We start from the raw sequence: 21,760 nt of genomic DNA on the forward strand, positions 1-21,760 counted from the left end.
CTGACAGAATCCTGATGGATTCGTGGGCGGGATCAGCCGCCGAACCGCCGGTGCCGGCGCGTGTAGTCGCGGATGGCGCGGAGGAAGTCCACCTCTCGGAGGTCGGGGCCCAGCGCCTCGACGAAGTAGAACTCGCTGTGCGCGGCCTGCCACAGCATGAAGTCGCTGAGGCGCTGCTCGCCGGAGGTGCGGATCACGAGGTCGGGGTCGGGCTGGCCGCCGGTGTACAGGTGCTCCCCGATCAGCTCCGGCGTGAGCGATTCGGCGAGGTCCTCGAGGCTGCGGCCCTCGGCGTGGTGGGAGGCCACGATCGAGCGCATCGCGTCGGTGATCTCGCGGCGGCCCCCGTAGCCCACGGCGAGGTTGACGTGCAGGCCCTTCTTGCCCTCCGTCCGGTGCTCGGCGGCATCGAGCGCCGCGACGAGCGGCTCAGGGAGCCCGGCGTCCGAGCCGACGTGCTGCACCCGCCAGTCGCGGTAGTGGCTGAGCTCCTCGGCGAGCTCGGCGATGATCTCGATGAGGTCGGCGAGCTCCTCGGACGTGCGGTTGCCGAGGTTGTCGGCCGAGAGCAGGTAGAGCGTCACGACCGAGATGCCGAGGTCGTCGCACCACTCGAGGAACTCGCGCATCTTCGCGGCGCCGGCGCGATGGCCGTGCGCGGCCGAGTCGTAGCCCAGCTGCTTCGCCCACCGACGGTTGCCGTCGATGATCATGGCCACGTGTCGTGGCAGTTCCGCCTCGTCGAGTTCCCGGCGGAGCCGATTCTGGTAGAGCCGATAGAGAAGGCCGCGACCGGGGCGCTGATCGCTCGTCTGCACTCGACCACGCTACTCCCCTGCGCGCGTTCGGACACTCACAGCAAGCCGTGATGGGGCTCGCCCTACGCTGTCAGCATGACCCAGCGCGAACCCGAGGACGTCGCCGAGCACCTGCACCGGCCGGCGGCCGAACTCGATCGCGCGGACGCCGCGGTCGCCGCCGACGAACGCCTCGGCCCCGACATCCCGAACCTCCCCCTCATCGACGCGTCGCCGGAGCATCCGGCCGACCTCAAGCCGACCTGGCGCGGGTGGATCCACGCGGGCACGTTCCCGCTCACGATCGCCGCGGGCATCGTCCTCATCGCCCTCGCCGACGGCGCGGCCGCCAAGTGGGCGTCGGCGGTCTTCACGCTGACCTCGATGCTGCTCTTCGGCAATTCGGCGCTGTACCACCGGTTCAACTGGAAGCCGCGCACCAAGGTGATCCTGAAGCGCATCGACCACGCGAACATCTTCCTGCTGATCGCGGGCACCTACACGCCGCTGTCGATCCTCGCGCTGCCGCCCGAGAAGGGGATCATCCTGCTCGTGCTGGTCTGGACCGGCGCGCTCATCGGCATCGCCTTCCGCGTCTTCTGGATCGGGGCGCCGCGCTGGCTCTACGTGCCCATCTACGTGCTGCTCGGCTGGGCGGCCGTGATGTACCTCGGCGACCTGCTGGCCGCGAGCGTCGCCATGATGGTGCTCGTGATCGTCGGCGGCGTGCTCTACACGATCGGCGCCGTGGTCTACGGCCTGAAGAAGCCGAACCCGTGGCCGGGCCACTTCGGCTTCCACGAGATCTTCCACGTGTGCACGGTGCTCGCGTTCATGTGCCACTGGACGGCCACGCTGCTCATCGCGATCGACCCCGCGTACCACGCCGGCTGACGGGTCGACCCCCGCGACCGGCCCGACGTCGACCAGGTCCCGCGGCGCGCGGCGCGGCGGCTACCGCTCGTCGCGGTCGGCCGGCGGGGCGTCGGATTCCGCGGCATCCGCCGGGGGCGCGCCCTCGTCGTCGACCGCCCCGTCGCCGCCGGCCGCTGCCTCGGCCGCGGCGGCCTCCTCGGCCGCGATGCGCTCGCGCGCCTCGGCTCGGTAGTTGACCCGGCGGATGCGTCGCACCATGTCGAGGACGAGAAGCAGCACCGCGACCATGATCAGGATGGTGGCGATGAAGCCGACCACGCCGGGCGTCACGTCGTTCGGGTCGAACTCCTCCTCGGCGGCCGCGACGGCCGTGATCGCCGACGCGAGCGCGGGGCTCATCGGCGGTCTCCGCGGGAGGTGACGGCGGGCGCGACGAGCATCGGATTCCCTTCAGGGACGGCGGGTTAGGCTGGGAGCCAAGCCTAGACGATCCACCCGGGAAGGAGCCGCGCGGTGCCCCCACGCGAGTCCGCCGACGCGGCGGCCGAGGACGCCGCACTCGACGGCACTCCAGCCTCCGCGCGCGACGGCTCGGCCGTCGCGCAGCGATCCGCCACCGCGTCGAGCGCGTCATCGACCGCCGCCGACCTCTCGGACCGCTACGGGCGGACGCCGACCCGACGCCGCCGCGACCGGTCCATCCTCATCGGCGCCGCGATCGCCTTCGCGGCGGTGCTCGTCTCATGGGTCGTCTGGGCCGGTCTCGACGGGAACGCGCCCCTCGTGCAAGCCACCGACCTCGGCCACGAACTGCTCGACGAGCGTGCGGTCGAGGTGACGTGGCGGCTGTCGGTCCCGTCGGGGAACGCGACCGCGTGCATCGTCCAGGCCTTCAACGAGGACTTCACCGTCGTGGGTTGGAAGGTCGTCGAGATCCCGGCGTCGGAGCGGCCGCTGCGGACCTTCACGGAGACCGTGCGGACGGCGCAGGAGGCGAACACGGGTTTGATCTCCCACTGCTGGCTTCGGTAGAATTGGGGATTCGCCCCGGCAGACGCTGGGGCGACACGTCTATTCACGGGAGTGTGCACCATGGCGCAGGACGCCACCGTCACCTGGCTCACTCAGGAGGCCTTCGACCGCCTGAACGCCGAACTCGAGCACCTCTCCACCACCGGCCGGGAAGAGATCGCCAAGCGCATCGAGGCCGCGCGTGAGGAGGGCGACCTCAAGGAGAACGGCGGCTACCACGCCGCCAAGGACGAGCAGGGCAAGCAGGAGGCCCGCATCCGCCAGCTCACCGACCTGCTCCGCCACGCCGAGGTCGGCGAGGCCCCCACCTCGAGCGGCGTCGTCGAGTCGGGCACCGTCATCACCGCCGTCGTCGCAGGCGACGAGGAGCGGTTCCTCATCGGCAGCCGCGAGATCGCCGGCGACTCCGAGCTCGACGTCTTCAGCGAGCAGTCGCCGCTCGGCGCGGCGATCCTCGGCCTGAAGGTGGGCGACTCCACGTCGTACACCGCCCCGAACGGCCGCGAGATCGCCGTCGAGGTCACGGGCGTCGAGACCTGGTCCGGGCAGTGACGCGCTGACCGCACGAACGTCGAACGGCCCCTCCGATTCGGAGGGGCCGTTCCGCGTTCCGAGCTCGTCAGCTGGTCACTCGGCGATGATCTCGGGTTCGTAGCCGGCCCGGCGGAGGATCGCCACGACCTCCTCGCGGTGCGCCGGTCCGCGGGTCTCCACCGAGAGCTGCAGCGCGACCTCGGAGATCTGCATGCCCGCGCCGTGCCGCGTGTGCAGCACCTCGACGACGTTCGCGTTCGCCGCCGCGAGCAGCTCGGAGATCCGGGCGAGCTGGCCGGGGCGGTCGGGGAGCCCGATGCGCAGCGTCAGGTAGCGGTCGGATGCCGCAAGCCCGTGCGCGATGACCCGCTGCATGAGCAGCGGGTCGATGTTCCCGCCCGAGAGCACGACCACGAGCGGCCCGTCGGAGTGCACCTTGCCGGTCATCAGCGCAGCGACGCCGACCGCTCCGGCCGGCTCGACGACGACCTTCGCGCGTTCGAGGAGGACGAGCAGCGCGCGGGCGATGTCGTCCTCGGTGACCGTGACGACCTCGTCGATCGCATCGCGGATGATCTCGAAGTTCAGCTCGCCCGGCCGGTACACGGCGATGCCGTCGGCGATCGTGGGCATGACCGGCACCGTGGTCGGCTCGCCGGCGGCGAGCGACGGCAGGTACGGCGAGGCGTTCTCCGCCTGCACGCCGATCACGCGGATGCTCCGCCCGAGCGCCGCGGCCTTCTGCTTCGCGGCGCTGGCGATGCCGGCCGCGAGCCCCCCGCCGCCGATCGGGACCACGATGGTCGTGGCGTCCGGTGCCTGCTCGAGGATCTCGAGGCCGAGCGTGCCCTGCCCGGCGATGACGTCCTCGTGGTCGTACGGCGGGATCACGGTCGCGCCGGTCTCGGTCGCGAAGCGTGCGGCGGCCTCGAGCGTCTCGCCGATCGAGTCGCCGCGGAGCACGACGTCGGCGCCGTACGCCCTCGTCGCCTCGAGCTTCGGCAGGGCGACGCCGACCGGCATGAAGATGGTCGCGCGGATGCCGAGCTCGCGGGCCGCGTACGCGACGCCCTGGGCGTGGTTGCCGGCCGATGCGGCGACGACGCCCCTCGCGCGCTCCTCGGCCGTGAGCGCGGACAGCCGGTTGAAGGCGCCGCGCAGCTTGTAGGACCCCGTCCGCTGGAGGTTCTCGCACTTCAGGTGCACCGGCACCCCCGCGATCGCGCCGAGGTAGCGCGAGGTCTCCATCGGCGTCCGGCGCGCGATCGCCGCGACCGTGCGCTGCGCGTGCTCGAACTCCGCGAGGGTCGGGCCGGGCAGCGCCGCTGCCGGTGCCCCGCTCGGCGCGGTGGAGGTGGTGTCGAGGGCGTGGTTCATGTCACCGTCCGTATCCGGGTCGCTGGGGTACCGTGCGCCACAGCGGAGATCGGATCTCAGCGGGCGGAGGCGGCTCGGCCTGCTTCCAGGCGCCGCCCGAGATGTACATGATCATGACATTGGCGACCGCGGCGACCGGCACCGCGAACAGTGCACCGGGGATGCCCGCCAAGAGCGATCCGGTGGCGACCGCGACGACCACGCCGAGCGGGTGCACCTTGACGGCCGTGCCCATGATCAGCGGCTGCAGCACGTGCCCCTCGACCTGCTGCACCAGCAGCACGACGCCGAGCATCGCGAGCGCGATGCCCCAGCCGTTGTAGACGAGCGCCACGAAGACGGCGAGTGCACCCGTCACGACCGCACCGACGATCGGGATGAACGAGCCGAGGAACACGAGCACGGCGATCGGGATCGCGAGCGGCACGCCGAGCAGGAGCGCTCCGAGGCCGATGCCGACGGCGTCGATCGCCGCGACGAAGATCTGGACGCGGACGAAGTTCTCGAGGGTCGCCCAGCCCGACCGGCCGGCCCCGTCGATCGCGGCGCGCGCGCGGCGGGGGAAGATCCCGACGATCCAGTCCCAGATGCCGCGACCGTCGATCAGGATGAAGAGCGTGGCGAAGAGGGCCAGCAGCAGCCCGGCCAGGAAGTGCCCGATCGACGAGCTCACCGACAGCGCGCCCGACACGAGCACGCCGCTCTGCTGCTGCGCGGTGTCGACCACCTGCTGCACGGCCTGGTCGATCTGCTCCGGGGTCACGTGGAGCGGCCCCTCGAGGAGCCACGCCCGGAAGTCCTCCCATGCGAGGATGCTCTGGTCGGCGAGGTCGGCCGAGCCGCGCACGATCTGCGAGATGCCCAGCGTGAGCAGGCCGCCGACGAACGCCAGCGTCGCGACCATCGCCGCCGAGACCGCGAGGCCCTTCGGCCAACGGTGTCGCTGGAGGAACTCCGAGAACGGCACGAGCAGGGCCGAGATGAGCATGGCGACGAGCACCGGCACGATCACCAGCCGAAGCTGGATGATCAGGAAGATGACCACGGCGAGCACGCCGCCGACGAGCAGCAGCCGCCACGACCAGGCCGCGGCGACGCGCATCGAGTAGGGCACGGATGCCGCGGCATCGCGCACGTGCTCGGGCTCGGCATCGCGCGGGGCCTGCTCGGCCGCCCGCTCGGACGTGGTGGATCGGCGCACGCGCATCCGCCGCGCACGCGAGGTCCCCTTCGCCTCGGTCACCGTCACAGTCTAGGCGCGGGTGCATGCCCGGGAGGCCATGTGTCGGAGGTCGCCGCTAGGGTCGAGGCACCATGCTCGATCAGGTCTCTCCCGCGCTCGCACGACGCATCGCCCTCGCGGCCCAGGGCTTCGGCCGCCCGACGCCACCCGTGCCCGGTACCAGGCAGCTCGCGGGCGTGGTCGATCGGCTCGGCCTCCTCCAGATCGACTCGGTCAACGTCTTCGAGCGCAGTCACTACCTTCCCGCCTTCAGCCGCGTCGGGCGGTACGACCGCGAGCTCCTCGACCGCATGGCGTGGGGGCGCACGGGCCGGCTCGTGGAGTACTGGGCGCACCAGGCGGCGTTCATCCCGCGCGACCTGTGGCCGCTGTTCGAGTTCCGGCGCGCCGAGTACCGCGCGAAGGGCACTGCCGAAGGGAGCGGGTGGCTGAGCGAGCACCGCGACCTCGCCGCGTGGCTGCGCGCCGAGCTCGCGGCGAACGGCCCGATGCCGGCGAGCGCGATCGAGCACGACGCCAACGAGCGACGGGGGCCGTGGTGGGGCTGGTCCGACGCGAAGAGGACGCTCGAGTGGATGTTCCTCAGCGGCGACGTGGTCTGCGTCGAACGGCGCCGGTTCGAGCGCGTGTACGCCCTCCCCGAGCAGGCGCTCGGGCCGGACCTGCTCGAGAACGGGCCGTCGGAACCCGATTCGGTGCGCGTGCTCGTCGAGCGCGCCGCGGCGGCGCTCGGCATCGCGACCGCCGCGGACCTCGCGGACTACTGGCGCATGCTGCAGTCGCAGGTACGACCCGCGATCGCCGATCTGGTCGACGCGGGCGTGCTCGTGCCCGTCGAGGTGCCAGGGTGGGGCAACGGTGGCCGGACCGGGCCCGCGTGGATGCATCGCGACGCCCGTCGGCCGCGACGCATCGAGGGCGTCGCGCTGCTCTCCCCGTTCGACCCCGTCGTGTGGTTCCGGCCGCGCACCGAGCGACTGTTCGACTTCCACTACCGCATCGAGATCTACACGCCCGAACCCCAGCGCAAGTTCGGCTACTACTCGCTCCCCGTGCTCGTCGACGACGGGGTGGTCGGCCGGGTCGACCTGAAGAGCGATCGCAAGGCGGGCGTGCTGCGCGTGCAGTCGGCGTGGGTCGAGCCGGGCGCGCCCGCGGAGACCGCGGAACGGCTGGTCCCGGTCCTCCGCGAAGCGGCCCACTGGCAGGGCCTCGACGAGGTCGTCGTGGCCGGGCGAGGCGACCTCTCCCCCGCCATCCTCACGGCGCTCGGGAGTACGGCGCAGCGAGCACCGCAGGTGGGCGCGGCGGTCTAGAAGCTGCGGCCCATCTCGTGCAGGCGCTTGACGCGCTCCGGGATCGGCGGGTGCGTCGCGAACAGGCGGTCGATCACGCCGGGCTTCAGCGGGTCTGCGATCCAGAGGTGCGCCATCGACGAGTTCTGCCGGCGCATCGGGCGACCGTACTGCTCGAGCTTGAGCAGTGCGCGGGCGAGGGCGTCGGGATGCCGCGTGGTCATCGCGCCCGTGGCATCCGCCAGGTACTCGCGCTGGCGTGAGATCGCCAGTTGCACGAGGCTCGCGACGAGCGGGGCGATGAGCATGGCGACGAGGCCGAAGATCATGACGACGGGGTTGCCGTTGTTGTTCCTGCCGAAGAACGCCATCCGGACGAAGATGTCGGAGATGAAGCCGACCGCGACGACGAGTCCGAACACGATCATCGACAGCCGGATGTCGTAGTTGCGCACGTGCCCCAGCTCGTGCGCCATGACGCCCTCGAGCTCGGAGTCGTCCATGATCTCGAGGAGCCCCGTCGTCGCCGCGACGACCGCGTGCTCGGGGTCGCGCCCCGTCGCGAACGCGTTCGGCGCCGGGTCGGAGATGACGAACACGCGCGGCATCTGCGTGCCCGTCGTGATCGAGAGGTTCTCGACCGTGCGCCAGAGCCGCGGATGCTCCGACACGCTGTGGATCTCGACGGCGCCCGACATCGCGAGCGCCTGCCGGTCGGCGGTGAAGTACTGGAAGAGCGCGTACGCCGTCGCGATGACGAGCGTGATGACCACGATCGTCAGGTCCTGGTAGATCACCGCGGCGAGGTAGCCGAGCCCGCCGACGATGGCGAGGAAGAGGATGATCGTGAAGACGGAGTTGCGCTTGTTCCGGGCGATCGCTCGGTACATCGGCGGCTAGAACTGCACGCGCGGGGGCTCGGCGATCGCCGCCGCCTCCGTCACCTCGAAGAACTCGCGCTCGTGGAAGCCGAGGCTGCGCACGAACAGCGTGTTCGGGAAGACCTTGATCTTCGTGTTGAGCTCGCGCACGCCCCCGTTGTAGAACCGGCGGGACGCCTGGATCTTGTCCTCCGTGTCGACCAGCTCGGACTGCAGCTGGAGGAAGTTCTGGCTCGCCTGCAGCTGCGGGTACGCCTCGGCGACGGCGAAGATCGACTTCAGCGCCTGCTGCATGTGGTTCTCGGCTGCGGACGCCTCGGCCGGGCCCGACGCGGTGAGCGTCTCCGCGCGCGCCTTCGTGACGTTCTCGAAGACGGCCTTCTCGTGTGCGGCGTAGCCCTTCACCGCCTCGATGAGGTTCGGGATGAGGTCGGCGCGACGCTTCAGCTGCACCGTGATGTCGCTCCACGCCTCATCGACGCGCACGTTGAGCGTCACGAGGGAGTTGTAGGTCGCCCACAGGTAGATGCCGATCACCAGCACGAGGACGACGACGATGATGAGCGGGATCAGCCATTCCATGGCGGGGACTCCTGAGGCTTCGGCGACGAATTCACTGGACGCTCAATCCTAACGATCGGGCCTGCAAGGCGCCTCAACTCCCATGAGACTCGAAGCGAGCGGAGGCGTCCCTCCGGGCGTAGGCTCGACCCCGTGGACGAGTCCCCGTCGCCGCACGCGCGGCATCGTGCATCCACGGAATCGGTCGCGGTTCCCGCCTCCGGCGCCGACGCCACGGATGCCGCCGACGCCGTGATCGTGATCCGCGACCTGCACGTTCGGCGTGCGAAGACGCCCGTGCTCCACGGGCTCTCGCTCACGGTCCGGCGCGGGAGGATCGTCGGCCTCCTCGGTCCGAGCGGCAGCGGCAAGACGACGCTCATGCGGTCGATCGTGGGCGTGCAGCTCGTCCAGTCGGGAACGGTCGAGGTGCTGGGCCTGTCCGCCGGCTCGCGGGACCTCCGAAGCCGCGTCGCGTACGTGACCCAGCAGCCGAGCGTCTACGACGACCTGACCGTGCGCCAGAACCTCGCCTACTTCGCCCGTGTGCTCGGCGTCCCGAAGGCGAAGGTCGACGAGGCGATCGCCCGGACGCACCTCGGCGACGTCGAACGCCGGCTCGCGGGCTCGCTGTCGGGCGGGCAGCGTGGGCGGGTGTCGCTCGCCGCGGCACTGCTCGGCGACGCGGAGCTGCTGGTGCTCGACGAGCCGACTGTCGGGCTCGACCCGGTGCTGCGCGTCGAGCTGTGGGAGCTCTTCCACCAGCTCGCCGAGGAGGGGGCGACGCTCATCGTCTCGAGTCACGTGATGGACGAGGCGAAGCGCTGCGACCAGCTCCTGCTCATGCGCAACGGGGAACTCCTCGCCGACGCCACGGTGGCGAACGTGCTCGCCGCGACCGGGACCGATGACATGGAGACCGCGTTCCTCACGCTCATCGAACGCGCCACGACGCCGATGACCGACGAGGAGGCGCGGCGATGACCCCGGTGCGCACGCTCGCGACCGCCGGCCGGGTGCTGACGCAGATCCGGCACGACCCCCGTACGATCGGGCTGCTGCTCGTCGTGCCGAGCCTGCTCATCGGCCTCGTCGCCTGGATCTTCACCGACACCGACGTGTTCGCCGACATCGGTCCGGCGATGATCGCGCTGTTCCCGTTCATCGTGATGTTCCTCGTGACCAGCATCGCGACCCTTCGCGAGCGCCGCTCTGGCACCCTCGAGCGGCTGTTCTCGATGCCGCTCGGCAAGGGCGACTTCATCCTGGGCTACGCGCTGGCCTTCGGCCTCCTCGCGATCTTCCAGACGGCGATCGCGGTGTCGTGGGCCGTCTGGGTGTGCGGCCTCGAGATCGACGGATCGATCTGGCTGCTGTTCGCCGTGGCGGTCTCCGACGCGCTCCTCGGCACCGCGCTCGGACTCCTCGCGAGCGCATTCGCGCGCACCGAGTTCCAGGTCGTGCAGTTCATGCCCGTGCTGGTGTTCCCGCAGATCCTGCTCGGCGGGATCTTCCTGCCTCGCGACCAGCTGCCCGAGGCCCTCCAGGCGATCGGCGACGCCCTCCCGCTGAGCTTCGCGATCGACGCCCTCACGGCCGTGGCCGACGGGTCGGAGGATGCGGCGTGGATCTGGGGCAAGGTGCTCGTGATCGGGGCCTGGATCGTCGGATCGATCGTGCTCGGCTCGATCACGCTTCGGCGTCGAACGCCCTGACCGCCGATCCTCCGCCGCTCCCCTCGGCGCGGCCGAGCACGCGGTCGAGGTACGGGTTGGCGAACCGCCGTTCGGGGTCGAGCCGGTCGCGAACGGCGAGGAACTCGTCGAACCTCGGGTACGCCGTCCGGAGCGTCTCGGCGGCCTGCGTGTGCATCTTGCCCCAGTGGGGTCGCCCGCCGAGGGAGCGCATGATCGCCTCGACGCCCGCGAAGTACGCGGTGGAGTCCTCGCGGAAGTACCGGTGCACGGCGATGTACCCGGTCTCGCGCCCGTACGCGGTGGAGAGCCAGTTGTCGTCGGGCGCCGCGGCGCGCACCTCGACCGGGAAGCTGATGCGCCATCCGCGCGCCTCGATCAGCGAGCGGATGGCGCGGAACGCCTCAGGGATCGCCTCGAGCGGGATCGCGTACTCCATCTCACGGAACCGGACGGTGCGGTTCGTCGTGAAGACGTTCGGCGAGAGGTCGCTGAAGTCGCGATCGCCGGTGAACCGCTCGACGAGGCGCGCGAGCGGCGGAGTGGCCGGTGGCACCATGCGACCGAGCGCGCACATCGCACGGTAGACGCCGTTCGCCAGCACCTCGTCGGAGAGCCAGCGCTCCGCTCGACCGAGCGGGGTGCGGCGGGCGTCGCCGGGCAGCCGCGTGTTGGTCTTCGTGAGGGCCGTGGCCGTGTGCGGGAACCAGTAGAACTCGAAGTGGTCGTGCGCGCGGACCCGCGGCAGCCACTCGTCGAGCACGAGCTCGAGCGGTTCGGTCCGCTCGACGGCGTGGAGGACGAAGCGGGGCACGAGCTGGAGCGTGACCGCGGTCAGCACGCCGAGCGCGCCGAGGCCGACCCGCACCGCGGGCAGGAGTTCCGCGTTCTCGGTCGGGCTCACCGTGACGAGCTCGCCCGTCCCGGTCACGAGTCGCACGTCGACGACCTGGGTCGCGAGCCCACCGAAGCCGATCCCCGTTCCGTGGGTGCCGGTCGAGATCGCACCGGAGACGGTCTGCCGGTCGATGTCGCCCATGTTGGCCATCGCGAGCCCGTAGGGCTCGAGCAGGTGCGGCAGGCGATGCAGCCGGGTGCCGGCACCCAGCGTGACCCGGCCGGACGCGGCATCCGCTGCGATGACGCCCGAGAGGTCGGTGAGGTCGAGCTGGATGTCGGGGGCTGCCGCGATGGCGGTGAAGCTGTGGCCCGACCCGACGGGCTTGATGCGGCGACCCTCGGCCGCGAGGACCGCACGCTGCACGGCGCCCTCGTCGGCCGGACGCTCGATGCGGTTCGGGCGCACCGATTCGGTGCGCGCCCAGTTGCGCCAGACCGCTCCACTCGCCGTCACAGGAACGCCTTCCCCTCTCCACGATACGTCGGCACGGTGCCGACGACCTCCTCGCCGTCCACCACGGCGAACTCGTTCAGGTGCTCGGCGAGTTCCCCGGACTTCGTGTGGCGCATCCAGACCCGGTCGCCGGCTCGCAGTCGCGCCGCGGCGGCGCCCGTCACGGGCGTCTGCACCTCGCCCGCGCCCTCCCGCGCCAGCATCCGGAGCCCGTCGGGCCACGCGATCGCGGGCAGCCGGTCGGCACCCGGCGGGCCGGACGCCACCCAGCCGCCGCCGAGGACGGTCGCATGACGCGGGCTCGGCGAGCGCACGACGTCGAGGGCGAACGCCGCCGCGGGCGCCGGGGTGAAGTGCGCGTAGCCGTCGAACAGGTGGCCGGCGAGGATGCCGGAGCCGGCGCCGAGTTCGGTGACGCTCGGGTCGGCGGCGGTCGCCTCCAGGGATCCGGTGCCGCCGCCGTTGACGAACTCGAGTTCCGCGTGTCGTCGCACCGCGGCGACCGCGCGGGCGCGCCGCTCGACGAGTTCGGGCATCGAGCGGGACTGCATCCAGCGGTTCACGGCCCCGTCGACCGGTCGGCCGCGCCGGGCGTTCGCGACGCCGGCGACCTGCGCCTCGTAGGCCATCAGGCCGACGAGGCGGAAGCCGGGCCGGGCGGCGACGTACGCCGCGAGCGCGCCGGCATCCTCCGGCTCGTGCACGGGCGAGCGGCGCACGCCGAGGTGGCCGAGCACGGGGGCGCGCCAGGATGCGTCGAGCTCGAGGCACACGCGGATCTCCTCGCGTCTCCCTGCCGGACGCACCGCATCGACGAGGTCGAGCTGGTCGGGCGAGTCGACCATGAGCGTGACGCGGCGGGCGAGGTCCGGGTCGGTCGCGAGCCGGCGGAGGCCCGCGGTCTCCGCCGTCGGGTACCCGACGACGAGGTCGTCGAGCCGGGGCATCCGCTCGGCCAGCCAGATCGCCTCGGCGAGCGTGTACGCGAGCACCCCTCGGTACCCCGGCAGCGCGAGCAGCGCATCGACGACCGCGCGGACGCGGATCGACTTCGTGGCGATCCGGATGGGCGTGCCGGAAGCGCGACGCAGCATCTCGTGCGCGTTCCAGCGGAGCGCCCCGAGGTGCAGGGCGCCGAGCGGCGCGTCCAGGTGCCGCGTCGCCTCGGTGAGCACGGCCCAGTGGGCGGACGGCGCGAGCCAGGGTCGTGCCGTCGCGTTCGGCAGGAGGTCGAGGGCGACCGTCATCGGACGCTCCGGACCCGCGAGACCGCGACCGCGCCGGCGAACGCGAACGCCGCTCCGAGCGCGAAGACGAGCGTGAACGACCCCGTCGCCGCCACCGCGAGCGCGCCGAGCAGCGGACCGACGGACTGCGGCACGGCGGTCGCGATGTTCATGATGCCGAGGTCCTTGCCGCGCGAGGCGGGATCGGGCAGCACCTGCGTCGCGAGGGCCTGGTCGACCGAGAGGAAGCACCCGTAGGCGAGGCCGAGGAGACCGGCCGCCACCATCGCGACGCCGATGGACGGCATGACGGCGAGCAGCAGCGCGGCGACCCCCTGCAGCGCGGACGCGAGCAGCACGAAGATCCGCCGACGGCCGAGCGCGTCGGAGAGCCGGCCGAACGCGAGCGAGGCGATGATCACGAACACCATGTAGACGAGGGTGAGCACGAGCAGGTCGTCCTCGGCGTTCGGGTCGCCCAGTCCGAACATCAGGAAGTACAGCAGGAGGCTCGTGCCGAGCGCGTTCCCGATCGAGACGAGGACGCGACTCAGCAGCGTCCAGCCGAAATCGGGGTGCGCTCGCGGGCTGATCCAGAGGCTCGAGAGGATGCCGCGCGCGGTCACGCGCACTCGCTCGGCCGGGGCGAGCGCGGCGTCGGGACGGAGCAGGAACGGCACGGCGAGCACGAGGAGCGCCGCGGCGACGGCCGCGTACGCGGCGAGCTGCCCGGTGAACACCATGGTCACGAGCACGAGGCCGAGGATGATCCCGACCGCCTGCGGCGCCGACATCCACCCCGAGACCACACCTCGCTGGTCGACCGGTACCTGGTCGGAGATGGTCGCGGTCAGCGCCGCGGTCATGACGCAGAAGCCGATCGTCGCACCGACCCACGCCAGTCCGATGGCCCACAGTTCGTGCTGGAGGCCGAGCAGCAGGAGCGATGCCGCGAAGAGCACCGCGCCGCCGGCGATCCACGGGCGGCGGCGGCCGAACCGCGACGTGGTCCGGTCGGAGAGCGCACCCGTCAACGGGTACGCGATCACGACGAACACGGCGGCGATCCCGGACACCGCGCCGAACGCGACGACGCTCTCGATCCAGTCGTCGGGGTGCAGTTCGGCGTCGATCTGCGCGGGCAGCAGCAGCTGCACGGGCGTGAGCTGCGCCATCCAGATGCCGAGCCAGGCCGCGGCGAACGCGGTCATCCACCCGGCGCGCACCGGGCGCGTGGGTTCCGCGAAGGCGCCGCCCGCCGCGGTGGATGCGGTGGTCGGCGGCGTGGGCGATGCATCGTCGGTCCGGGTCACCGGGGTCCCGCCATTCTCGAGAGGGCGTCGGCAGCCGCGCGCGCGGCCGTCAGCGCGGCGCGGTCGTCGCGGTGGACGAGCCAGTTCAGGGTGATGCCGTCGGAGAACGCGACGAGCACGCCGGCGACGTCCGACACGGGGGTCCGCCACGTGACGCCGGCGCGTTCGGCGGCCAGCGTGAGCGCCTCCTCGGCGAGGTCCGCGTAGCGGCGGTACTGCGCCATGGCGAGCGGATGCCGCTCGGGCGCTCGCAGTGCGTGCTGCGTCAGTTCGAGCATGGCCTGCTCGTGCGCCGCGTCGGCCCGGAGGTGCGCGAGGTACCGAAGGAACCCCGCCTCGATGACCTCGCGGAGGTCGCCCGGCTGGTCAGGCATCGGCAGGACGGCCTGCGCCTCCCGTGCCACCACGGTGGCCGTCAGCTCGTCGAGGAACGCCTCGCGGGACTCGAACGCGTAGTGGAAGCTCGCGAGCGACATCCCCGCCTCGGCGACGATCGCCCTCGTCGACGCCCCGGCGATCCCCTCGCGCGCGATGACGCTCAGGCCCGCCTCGATCAGCACCGGGCGGCGCTCCGCGGCGGACATGCGGGACACGGCACTCCTCTCGACCGGTGGTCGACATCGTCGCCGATCCGAACTGGGACACTCGTCCCAGTTCGACCAAGTATGCACGCACCGCGCGCATCGCACCAGCCTCCCGGTACGCTCGCCTCATGCGCCTCGGGGTTCTCGACGTCGGATCCAACACCGTCCACCTGCTGGTGGTCGACGCCCACCCCGGCGCCCGGCCGATCCCGGCCGCCTCGCACAAGGCGGTGCTCCGGCTCATGCGCTACCTCGACGACGACGGCGCGATCAGCGAGGCCGGCGTCGAGGCGATCCTCGAGGCCGTGCGCGAGGCATCCGCCGTCGCGAAGGAGTCGGGCATCGACGAACTCCTGGCCTTCGCGACCTCCGCCATCCGCGAGGCGACGAACGGTGCGGAGGTGCTCGCCCTCATCGAGGAGGCCGCCGGGATCCACCTCGACGTGCTGAGCGGCGCCGACGAGGCCCGCATCACGTTCCTCGCCGTCCGCCGCTGGTACGGCTGGTCGGCGGGCCGGATCCTGCTCTTCGACATCGGCGGGGGCTCGCTCGAGATCGCCCACGGCGGCGACGAGGTCCCCGACAACGCGCGCTCCGTACCGCTCGGCGCCGGCCGCTCGACGATCGAGTACCTCTCCACCGACCCGCCGACCGACGAGCAGGTCGACGCGCTCCGCGCGCACGCGCGCGAGGTCCTCCGCTCGACGCTCGACGAGATCGGCGGCATCCCCGAGGTCGACCACGTGGTGGGGTCGTCGAAGACCATCCGCTCGCTCGCGCGCCTGGCGGGGAGCACCGAGGACGGCGTCGGCTCCGAGGAGCGCAGCATCCTGAAGCTCTCGCGACTCGACGACTGGATCCCGCGCCTGGCGAAGATCCCGGCCGATGCGAGGCCCAACCTCCCCGGCATCACCGCCGACCGGACGTTCCAGATCGTCGCGGGGGCGGTCGTGCTCTCCGAGACGATGCGCGCGTTCAAGGCGAAGACGCTCGAGGTCTCGCCCTGGGCGCTCCGCGAGGGACTGATCCTGCGCCGGATCGACCGGCTGTCCTGATCCACCCGTCCTGGCGAGTCCTCACAGTCCCCTCCCATCCGGGCGCGCTATGTTCGGTGAATCTGCAGTGGGCGTCCGCCCGCGAAACCCGGCTGGGAAGTCGACAAGACCCCCTGGGACGAGCACACATCTCCTCCGCCGAATTCCCCGGTCACGTTCGGGCGCCGTCCCGGACCGGGCCCTCGGGCCTCCTCGGTACCGGCGCCTCGGCGCGAGGTCTTCCGCGGGTGATCGGCGAGCGTGCCGCCTCGCCCCGCTGCATCCCCGACTTCCGTCGGCGGACATCGCCGTCGGAACAACGCACGACATGAGTCGTGCACGTCGCAGCCGCTCTCAGCGGCTCGGCAACTACAGAAGGAAATGAATATGGCAACCGGAACCGTCAAGTGGTTCAACGCCGACAAGGGCTTCGGCTTCATCGCTCCCGACGACGGCAGCGCCGACGTCTTCGCACACTTCAGCGCGATCGCGACGGGTGGATTCCGCTCGCTCGACGAGAACCAGAAGGTCGAGTTCGAGACCGCCCGCGGCCCCAAGGGCCTGCAGGCCGAGAACATCCGCGTCATCGCGTAGTCCTCGCAGCACCGATCGGCGGCGACCCCGCTGATCCACGAGCGGATGCCGCGACGTGCCCCTCCACCGGAGGTGGCCGTCGCGGCATCCGCTCGTTCTGCGTCCGGGCACCGATGCGACGCACGTCGCTCCCGCGCATGGTGCTCCCGCAGGCACTTGCCGCCGGGATCATGATCCGCCCCGGAGGGCGTGCCGTGGCATCCGTGCGGAGCTCGACGCGACACGCAGCGCGGTTCCCGTCGCTGCCCCCGGTCGGACTGCTACGTTCGAGCCCATCAGGCGCATGGATGCTGCCGGTCTCGGCCCCCGGGCCCGGAGACAAAGGGAGCAACGATGTCTTCCAGGATACGAGCCACCTGGATCACCGCGATCGTCATCACCCTGCTGTTCATGCTCTCGCAGTACGTGTGGGGGCGCGTCTTCGACGTCGACTACGAGACGATCACCGACTCGACGGAGAACCTCTGGACCGGAGCGGTCTTCCGTGTCGGCATGACCGCGCTGATCTTCACCGTGATCGCGATCCTCCTCAATCGCTCCTGGGGCGGGATCTACCGGCAGGACGTGCCTCGGCTGCCTGCCTGGATGTGGATCATCCCCATCATCATGGCCGGGAGCGCCATCGCGAGGATCGCGAGCAACGACTGGAGCGCCCGCGGGATCGACTACATGCTCGTGCTGGGTCTCGGCGTCCTGCTCGTCGGCGTCGCCGAGGAGACGACGTTCCGCGGGATCGTCGTGCGGGCGCTCCGCGGTTCCACCCAGAACGAGTTCGTGGTGATGCTGGTTTCGTCGGTCCTCTTCGGCGTGATGCACGCCGTCACCATCCTCAACGGTGCCGACGTGGGCGACACCATGACCCAGATCCTGGTCGCGACCATCGCGGGTGCGTCGTTCTACATCACGCTGCGGCTGGTGGGAAGCCTCGTCGTCCCGATCCTGCTGCACGCCCTCGTCGACTTCTCGATCCTCGGCCAGGTGGGCGATGGAGGAACGCTGAACTCCACCGCCGCGATCGCTCAACTCGTCATGTACCTCATCACGGGCATCGCCGCCATCGTGATCCTGGTCTCCAGCATCCGGAACCGGAAGAAGGCGGACGCGACCGTCTCCTGAGACACGTGAAGGCACTCCTCAGCGCAATGCGTTCGGTACCCCATTCCGAGCCGCCGGAGTGCCCGGGCATGTGCGGCTCTCCGCTGCCCCTGGGGTGAGAAGAACGGTGCTCCCGCTGGGATTCGAACCCAGACTGAGGCGAGTTTAAGTCGCCTGCCTCTGCCGATTGGGCTACGGGAGCGCGGTGCCGGCCGGGCCGGCACCGCGTCACAGCATAGAACGCGCTACTTGGCGGCGACCGCCTTCTCAGCGGGCTTCGCCGACTTGGCAGCGGGCTTCTTGGCGGCGGACTTCGCCGGGGCGGCCGGCGCGGCGACCTCGCCGGCCGGCTTCGGACGGGCGGCGAACCGCTCGAACTCGGCGCGGGGGTTCTGAACGGCGCTGAGCGAGACGATGTCGCGGCCGAGCCAGAAGTTGTTCCACCAGCCCCAGAACACGCGGAACTTGCGCTCCCAGGTGGGCATCGCGAGGCCGTGGTAGCCACGGTGCGCGAACCAGGCGAGGAGGCCCGTGATCGCGATCTTGCCCGACTGGAAGGCGCCCGATCCGATGCCGAGACCGGCGACCGCGCCCAGGTTCTTGTGGATGTAGTCCTTCGGCTCCTCGCCGCGGAGGACCGCCACGATGTTCTTCGCCATGAGCTTGCCCTGGCGCACCGCGTGCTGCGCGTTGGGCACGCAGTACCCGCCCACGCCGCCGCCCGTGAGGTCGGGCACCGCGGCGATGTCGCCGGCCGCCCAGGCGTCGGGGACGATGTCGTCCTCGTCGCCGACGCGGAGGTCGGGGCGGGCCTTGATGCGGCCGCGCTCCTCGACAGGGAGGTCGCTCGTGCGCACGATCGCCGGGTTCGCCATGACGCCGGCGGTCCACACGATGAGGTCGGTCTCGAAGGTCTCGCCGGTCGAGAGCTCGATCCGGCCGTCGACCGCGCTCGTGAGCTGCGTGTCGAGGTGGATCTCGGCGCCGCGCTGTGCGAGGTGCTTGATGACCCAGTGGCTCGTGGGCAGCGACACCTCGGGCATGATGCGGCCCATCGCCTCGATGAGGTGGAAGTGCGTGTCGTCGAACGAGAGCTGCGGGTAGAACTCGAGCAGGGCACTCGCGAACGAGCGGAGCTCGGCGAACACCTCGATGCCGGCGAACCCGCCGCCGACGACGACGACCGTGAGCAGGCGGTCGCGCTCGGGGCCGGCCGGGAGGTTCGCGGCCTTGTCGAAGTTCGTGAGGAGGCGGTCGCGGATCGCCACGGCCTCTTCGACCGTCTTGAGGCCGAACGCCTGGTCGGCGACGCCCGGGATCGGGAACGTGCGCGAGACGGCACCGCCCGTGACGACGACCACGTCGTAGTCGAACTGCCACGGCTCGCCCACCTCGGGGGTGATGGTGGCGGTCTTCGAGGCGTGGTCGATGCCGGTCACCTTCGCGGTGATGACGTTCGTCTTCTTCAGGTGACGCCGGTGCGCGACCACCGAGTGGCGCGCCTCGATCGAGCCTGCGGCCACCTCGGGGAGGAAGGGCTGGTAGGTCATGTAGGGCAGCGGGTCGACGACGGTCACCTCGGCTTCGCCGGGACGCAGCCACTTCTCGAGCTTCCACGCCGTGTAGAACCCCGCATAGCCGCCACCGACGATCAGAATCTTGGGCACGGTGAATGGACTCCTTGGATCTGTGATGCCTGCGTCGCCTACGCGTCGGACCGCGTGGAACGCCTGATGTGCCGAGTGGCGCCGATGCCCAACAGCGCTGCTAGCGTACCAAACCCCGCGACCAGCGAGAGCGGCACCGTGATATAGGACAACGTCCACGGGGTCGGCAGGAGGGTCTTCGCGCTGTCCGCGCGCGGAGGCGGCGGATCGGCGATCGGCACGATCTCCTGGTCGTCGCGGCTCTCCGACCCCTCCGCGTCGGGCACGTCGGCGCGCCGATGCACGCGGATCCACTCCTCGAGGCTGCCGAGCGGATTCTGCTCCACGGCCTCGACCTCGGCCGTGAGCGCCGCGACGGGGTCGATGATGCCGTATCCGTAGAGGGGTCCTGGCACCTCCTCGCCCTTCGGATCGGCGGTGCGGATGATGCGGTTGATGACGTTGGCGGCATCCAGCTCCGGGTACTCGGCGCGGACGAGCGCGACGAGGCCGGAGACGAGCGGCGCCGCGGCGCTGGTGCCGGACCACACGACGTGGCTGCCGTCGGGCAGGACGCCCACGAGATCCTCGCTCGGCGCGGCGACCGCGATCGTGATGCCCTGCGAACTCGCGTCGAAGCTCGCGTTCTGGTCGCGGTCGACGCCCGCGACGGCGAGGACTCCGGGGATCGTGGCCGGAGCGCCCACCTGGGTGGTCCCCGACCCGCGATTGCCGGCCGCGGCGACCACCACCACGTCGTGCTCGAACGCGTAGAGGAACGCGTCGTCCCAGCTCTCCGGCCAGTCCGGCGTGTTCCGCGTGAGGGACATGTTGATCACGTCGGCCCCGTTGTCGACCGCCCAGACGACGGCCTCGGCGATCTGCTCGTCGTTCGTCTTGTCCGCTCCGGTCTCGAGTCCGAACGCGACGGATGCCGTCAGCAGGTCGGCGTCCGGCGCGACGCCGATGACGCCGTTGCCCTCGCCGGTGCCGCGGCCCGCGAGGAGCGAGGCGACCATCGTGCCGTGCTCCTCCTCCTCGCCGACCGGCGTCTGCCCGTCGGGCGAGCCGATGCCCGAGACGTCCGTGCCGCCGATCACGACGCCCTCGAGTTCGGCGACGTCGGCGTTCACGCCGGTGTCGATGATCGCGACCGTCACGTCCTCGCCGCGTGACATGGTCCACGCCTGCGTGAAGCCGTAGTCGGTCAGCCAGTACTGGAGGTCGCGGACCGTGTCGGCCTGCGCGGGAGCGGCGCCCGAGAGCGCCAGCACGCCGGCGACGATCGCGCCGACACCCGCGCGCCACAGCGGTCGGCGGGCACGCCGACGCGACCGGCCGAGCGGCCGATCGTGGCGGGTGCGCGCAGGGCTCACGCGGTCGCCTCCTCCTCGAGATCGTCGACGCCGTAGTCGGGGCACCGGCAGACGTCGGGCGACCAGGTGGAACGCTCGAGCGCGAGGTCGCCGATCGGGTTCACGCCCGGACCCGCGGCGAGCGCGTGGCCCGCAAGCGCATGCAGGCACTTCACGCGCGTCGGCATGCCGCCGGCCGAGACGCCCGCGATCTCCTCGACGACGCCGAACACCTCGCGGTCGGCGAGGTACTGCTCGTGCGCGGCCCGGTACGCGGTGCGGACCTCCTCGTCGCGTCCGAGCAGCTCGGTGAACTCGACCATGAGCTGCGCGGCCTCGAGGAACGACATCGCGGCGGTCGCCACCGGATGCGTGAGGTAGTAGAAGGTCGGGAACGGCGTGCCGTCCGACAGTCGCGGCCGCGTGGAGACGACGGTCGGCGCACCGCACACGCAGCGCGCCGCGATGCCCACGACGTCGCGTGCAGGTCGCCCGAGCTGCGCCGAGACGATGCGGAGGTCGCGCTCGGAGACGGGTTCGAACGGCGGGCGGGTCATCGGTTCCCCTCGTCGGCGGGCTGGTCGGTCGGGCCGGGTGCGGTCCCGGCCGGGTCGGTGGACTCTCCCGCGGCATCCGTCGCACTGGGAGCGAGTCCCGCGGTCATCACCGAGCGGAGCATCGTCTGCATCCAATCGCCGCGGGCCTCGGTCACCTCGGCCGACACCGCGCGATCGGCGGTGATCGCGGCGGACGGGTCGCGGTCGTCGATCACGAGGTAGCTCACCTCGCCGGGAAGCACGTAGTAGAGCCGTTCGCGGGCCTGCGTGACGATGAACGTCTCGTCGTTCCAGCGTTCGCGTTCCTCCCTGAGGCGCGCGACCTCGGCCTCCTGCCTCGCGACGTCGGCCTTGAGCTCGGCGATCTGCTGGCGCTGCGCCGCATACGCCGCGATGCTCGGCGCGAGCACCACGACGGCGAGCACGAGCACGCCCATCATGATGATCGAGAACCCCGAGAAGCGGATGCCGGCGAGCCAGGTCTCGGCGACCTGGCCGATCGACTGTCGCGGCCGGCGCTTCGAACGCTCCGGACCGGGCGTGCCCCCGGCCTTGGCCTTGGATCCCGCTCGGGGGTTCGAGCCGGCCGTGCCCTTCGAGCCGGCTGTGCCCTTCGAGCCGGCCGTGCCCTTCGAGCCCGTCGTGCCCTTCCGGGCCGGCCCGCCGTCGGGACGCGAAGGACGACGTGCAGCGCTCATCGCGCCCTCCTCAC

23 protein-coding genes and 1 tRNA gene are annotated in these 21,760 nt (G+C 71.3%); 9 read left to right on the plus strand and 15 right to left on the minus strand.

What is annotated here, in order from left to right:
• Positions 1-32: 32 nt before the first annotated feature.
• Positions 33-818: an isoprenyl transferase gene (locus tag ABME02_RS12790; RefSeq protein WP_353815725.1), complete on the minus strand. Its 786-nt coding sequence runs from the start codon at positions 816-818 to the stop codon at positions 33-35.
• Positions 819-893: 75 nt separating this feature from the next.
• Between ABME02_RS12790 and trhA the strand changes: the two genes are divergently transcribed.
• Positions 894-1,691 carry a PAQR family membrane homeostasis protein TrhA gene (trhA, locus tag ABME02_RS12795; protein ID WP_353815727.1) on the plus strand — a complete coding sequence of 266 codons (798 nt, stop codon included), beginning with the start codon at positions 894-896 and terminating at the stop codon, positions 1,689-1,691.
• Between the two features lie 60 nt (positions 1,692-1,751).
• Here the strand turns inward: trhA and ABME02_RS12800 are convergent, their stop codons facing one another.
• Complete coding sequence (locus ABME02_RS12800; protein WP_353815728.1) at positions 1,752-2,072, minus strand: hypothetical protein; 321 nt, start codon at positions 2,070-2,072, stop codon at positions 1,752-1,754.
• Between the two features lie 114 nt (positions 2,073-2,186).
• Between ABME02_RS12800 and ABME02_RS12805 the strand changes: the two genes are divergently transcribed.
• Positions 2,187-2,705, plus strand: coding sequence for a DUF4307 domain-containing protein (locus tag ABME02_RS12805; RefSeq protein WP_353815729.1), 519 nt, complete (start codon positions 2,187-2,189; stop codon positions 2,703-2,705).
• Positions 2,706-2,765: 60 nt separating this feature from the next.
• Positions 2,766-3,257, plus strand: a complete 492-nt coding sequence (gene greA / locus ABME02_RS12810; RefSeq protein ID WP_353815731.1) for a transcription elongation factor GreA — start codon at positions 2,766-2,768, stop codon at positions 3,255-3,257.
• 75 nt (positions 3,258-3,332) lie between these two features.
• Here greA and ilvA read toward each other — a convergent pair whose 3' ends face one another.
• Positions 3,333-4,616: a threonine ammonia-lyase gene (ilvA, locus tag ABME02_RS12815; RefSeq protein ID WP_353815732.1), complete on the minus strand. Its 1,284-nt coding sequence runs from the start codon at positions 4,614-4,616 to the stop codon at positions 3,333-3,335.
• Between the two features lies 1 nt (position 4,617).
• The gene (locus tag ABME02_RS12820) at positions 4,618-5,859 is read right to left on the minus strand and encodes an AI-2E family transporter (RefSeq protein WP_353815733.1); all 1,242 of its coding nucleotides are present in this window, start codon (positions 5,857-5,859) and stop codon (positions 4,618-4,620) included.
• Between the two features lie 71 nt (positions 5,860-5,930).
• On the opposite strand from ABME02_RS12820, the gene ABME02_RS12825 reads away from it, so the two are divergent.
• Entirely contained in the window at positions 5,931-7,175 is a 1,245-nt protein-coding gene (locus ABME02_RS12825; protein WP_353815734.1) for a winged helix-turn-helix domain-containing protein, read from the plus strand.
• Here ABME02_RS12825 and ABME02_RS12830 read toward each other — a convergent pair.
• Together ABME02_RS12830 and ABME02_RS12835 are read right to left on the minus strand one after the other, a co-directional pair.
• On the minus strand, positions 7,172-8,044 hold the full coding sequence (locus tag ABME02_RS12830) for a M48 family metalloprotease (RefSeq protein ID WP_353815735.1): 873 nt from the start codon (positions 8,042-8,044) through the stop codon (positions 7,172-7,174). The two genes, ABME02_RS12825 and ABME02_RS12830, sit on opposite strands and share 4 nt — an antisense overlap.
• A gap of 6 nt (positions 8,045-8,050) precedes the next feature.
• Positions 8,051-8,617 (minus strand): LemA family protein, encoded by a 567-nt coding sequence (locus ABME02_RS12835; protein WP_353815736.1) that lies wholly within the window; start codon positions 8,615-8,617, stop codon positions 8,051-8,053.
• Positions 8,618-8,848: 231 nt separating this feature from the next.
• Between ABME02_RS12835 and ABME02_RS12840 the strand changes: the two genes are divergently transcribed.
• Both ABME02_RS12840 and ABME02_RS12845 read left to right on the plus strand, forming a co-directional pair.
• Complete coding sequence (locus tag ABME02_RS12840; protein WP_353815816.1) at positions 8,849-9,580, plus strand: ABC transporter ATP-binding protein; 732 nt, start codon at positions 8,849-8,851, stop codon at positions 9,578-9,580.
• A complete protein-coding gene (locus ABME02_RS12845; RefSeq protein WP_353815737.1) occupies positions 9,577-10,311 on the plus strand; it encodes an ABC transporter permease in 735 nt (244 codons plus the stop codon). The genes ABME02_RS12840 and ABME02_RS12845 overlap by 4 nt, the downstream gene beginning before the upstream one ends.
• Here the strand turns inward: ABME02_RS12845 and ABME02_RS12850 are convergent.
• The 4 genes from ABME02_RS12850 to ABME02_RS12865 are packed head-to-tail and all read right to left on the minus strand — an operon-like array spanning position 10,286 to position 14,767.
• Entirely contained in the window at positions 10,286-11,644 is a 1,359-nt protein-coding gene (locus ABME02_RS12850; protein ID WP_353815738.1) for a D-arabinono-1,4-lactone oxidase, read from the minus strand. The two genes, ABME02_RS12845 and ABME02_RS12850, sit on opposite strands and share 26 nt — an antisense overlap.
• Complete coding sequence (locus ABME02_RS12855; RefSeq protein ID WP_353815739.1) at positions 11,641-12,891, minus strand: alanine racemase; 1,251 nt, start codon at positions 12,889-12,891, stop codon at positions 11,641-11,643. The genes ABME02_RS12850 and ABME02_RS12855 overlap by 4 nt, the downstream gene beginning before the upstream one ends.
• Positions 12,888-14,183, minus strand: coding sequence for an MFS transporter (locus ABME02_RS12860; RefSeq protein ID WP_353815740.1), 1,296 nt, complete (start codon positions 14,181-14,183; stop codon positions 12,888-12,890). Before ABME02_RS12860 ends, ABME02_RS12855 begins: the two co-directional genes overlap by 4 nt.
• Entirely contained in the window at positions 14,180-14,767 is a 588-nt protein-coding gene (locus ABME02_RS12865; RefSeq protein WP_353815817.1) for a TetR/AcrR family transcriptional regulator, read from the minus strand. The genes ABME02_RS12860 and ABME02_RS12865 overlap by 4 nt, the downstream gene beginning before the upstream one ends.
• A gap of 128 nt (positions 14,768-14,895) precedes the next feature.
• On the opposite strand from ABME02_RS12865, the gene ABME02_RS12870 reads away from it, so the two are divergent.
• The 3 genes from ABME02_RS12870 to ABME02_RS12880 all read left to right on the plus strand — a co-directional run bounded on the left by ABME02_RS12870 (position 14,896) and on the right by ABME02_RS12880 (position 17,511).
• The gene (locus ABME02_RS12870) at positions 14,896-15,822 is read left to right on the plus strand and encodes a Ppx/GppA phosphatase family protein (protein ID WP_353815741.1); all 927 of its coding nucleotides are present in this window, start codon (positions 14,896-14,898) and stop codon (positions 15,820-15,822) included.
• A gap of 366 nt (positions 15,823-16,188) precedes the next feature.
• A complete protein-coding gene (locus ABME02_RS12875; protein ID WP_353815742.1) occupies positions 16,189-16,395 on the plus strand; it encodes a cold-shock protein in 207 nt (68 codons plus the stop codon).
• Positions 16,396-16,728: 333 nt separating this feature from the next.
• Positions 16,729-17,511: a CPBP family intramembrane glutamic endopeptidase gene (locus ABME02_RS12880; protein ID WP_353815743.1), complete on the plus strand. Its 783-nt coding sequence runs from the start codon at positions 16,729-16,731 to the stop codon at positions 17,509-17,511.
• A gap of 107 nt (positions 17,512-17,618) precedes the next feature.
• On the opposite strand, the gene ABME02_RS12885 is transcribed toward ABME02_RS12880, so the two are convergent.
• The 5 genes from ABME02_RS12885 to ABME02_RS12905 all read right to left on the minus strand — a co-directional run bounded on the left by ABME02_RS12885 (position 17,619) and on the right by ABME02_RS12905 (position 21,746).
• Positions 17,619-17,692, minus strand: a tRNA-Leu gene (locus ABME02_RS12885).
• Positions 17,693-17,735: 43 nt separating this feature from the next.
• Complete coding sequence (locus tag ABME02_RS12890; RefSeq protein ID WP_353815744.1) at positions 17,736-19,157, minus strand: NAD(P)/FAD-dependent oxidoreductase; 1,422 nt, start codon at positions 19,155-19,157, stop codon at positions 17,736-17,738.
• A 38-nt stretch (positions 19,158-19,195) separates the two neighbouring features.
• A complete protein-coding gene (locus tag ABME02_RS12895; protein ID WP_353815745.1) occupies positions 19,196-20,512 on the minus strand; it encodes a S8 family serine peptidase in 1,317 nt (438 codons plus the stop codon).
• Positions 20,509-21,048 (minus strand): DUF501 domain-containing protein, encoded by a 540-nt coding sequence (locus tag ABME02_RS12900; protein WP_353815746.1) that lies wholly within the window; start codon positions 21,046-21,048, stop codon positions 20,509-20,511. Before ABME02_RS12900 ends, ABME02_RS12895 begins: the two co-directional genes overlap by 4 nt.
• A complete protein-coding gene (locus tag ABME02_RS12905; RefSeq protein ID WP_353815747.1) occupies positions 21,045-21,746 on the minus strand; it encodes an FtsB family cell division protein in 702 nt (233 codons plus the stop codon). The genes ABME02_RS12900 and ABME02_RS12905 overlap by 4 nt, the downstream gene beginning before the upstream one ends.
• Positions 21,747-21,760: the final 14 nt, after the last annotated feature.

The sequence above is a fragment of the Agromyces zhanjiangensis genome (genome assembly GCF_040496055.1).
Classification (GTDB): Bacteria; Actinomycetota; Actinomycetes; order Actinomycetales; family Microbacteriaceae; genus Agromyces; species Agromyces zhanjiangensis.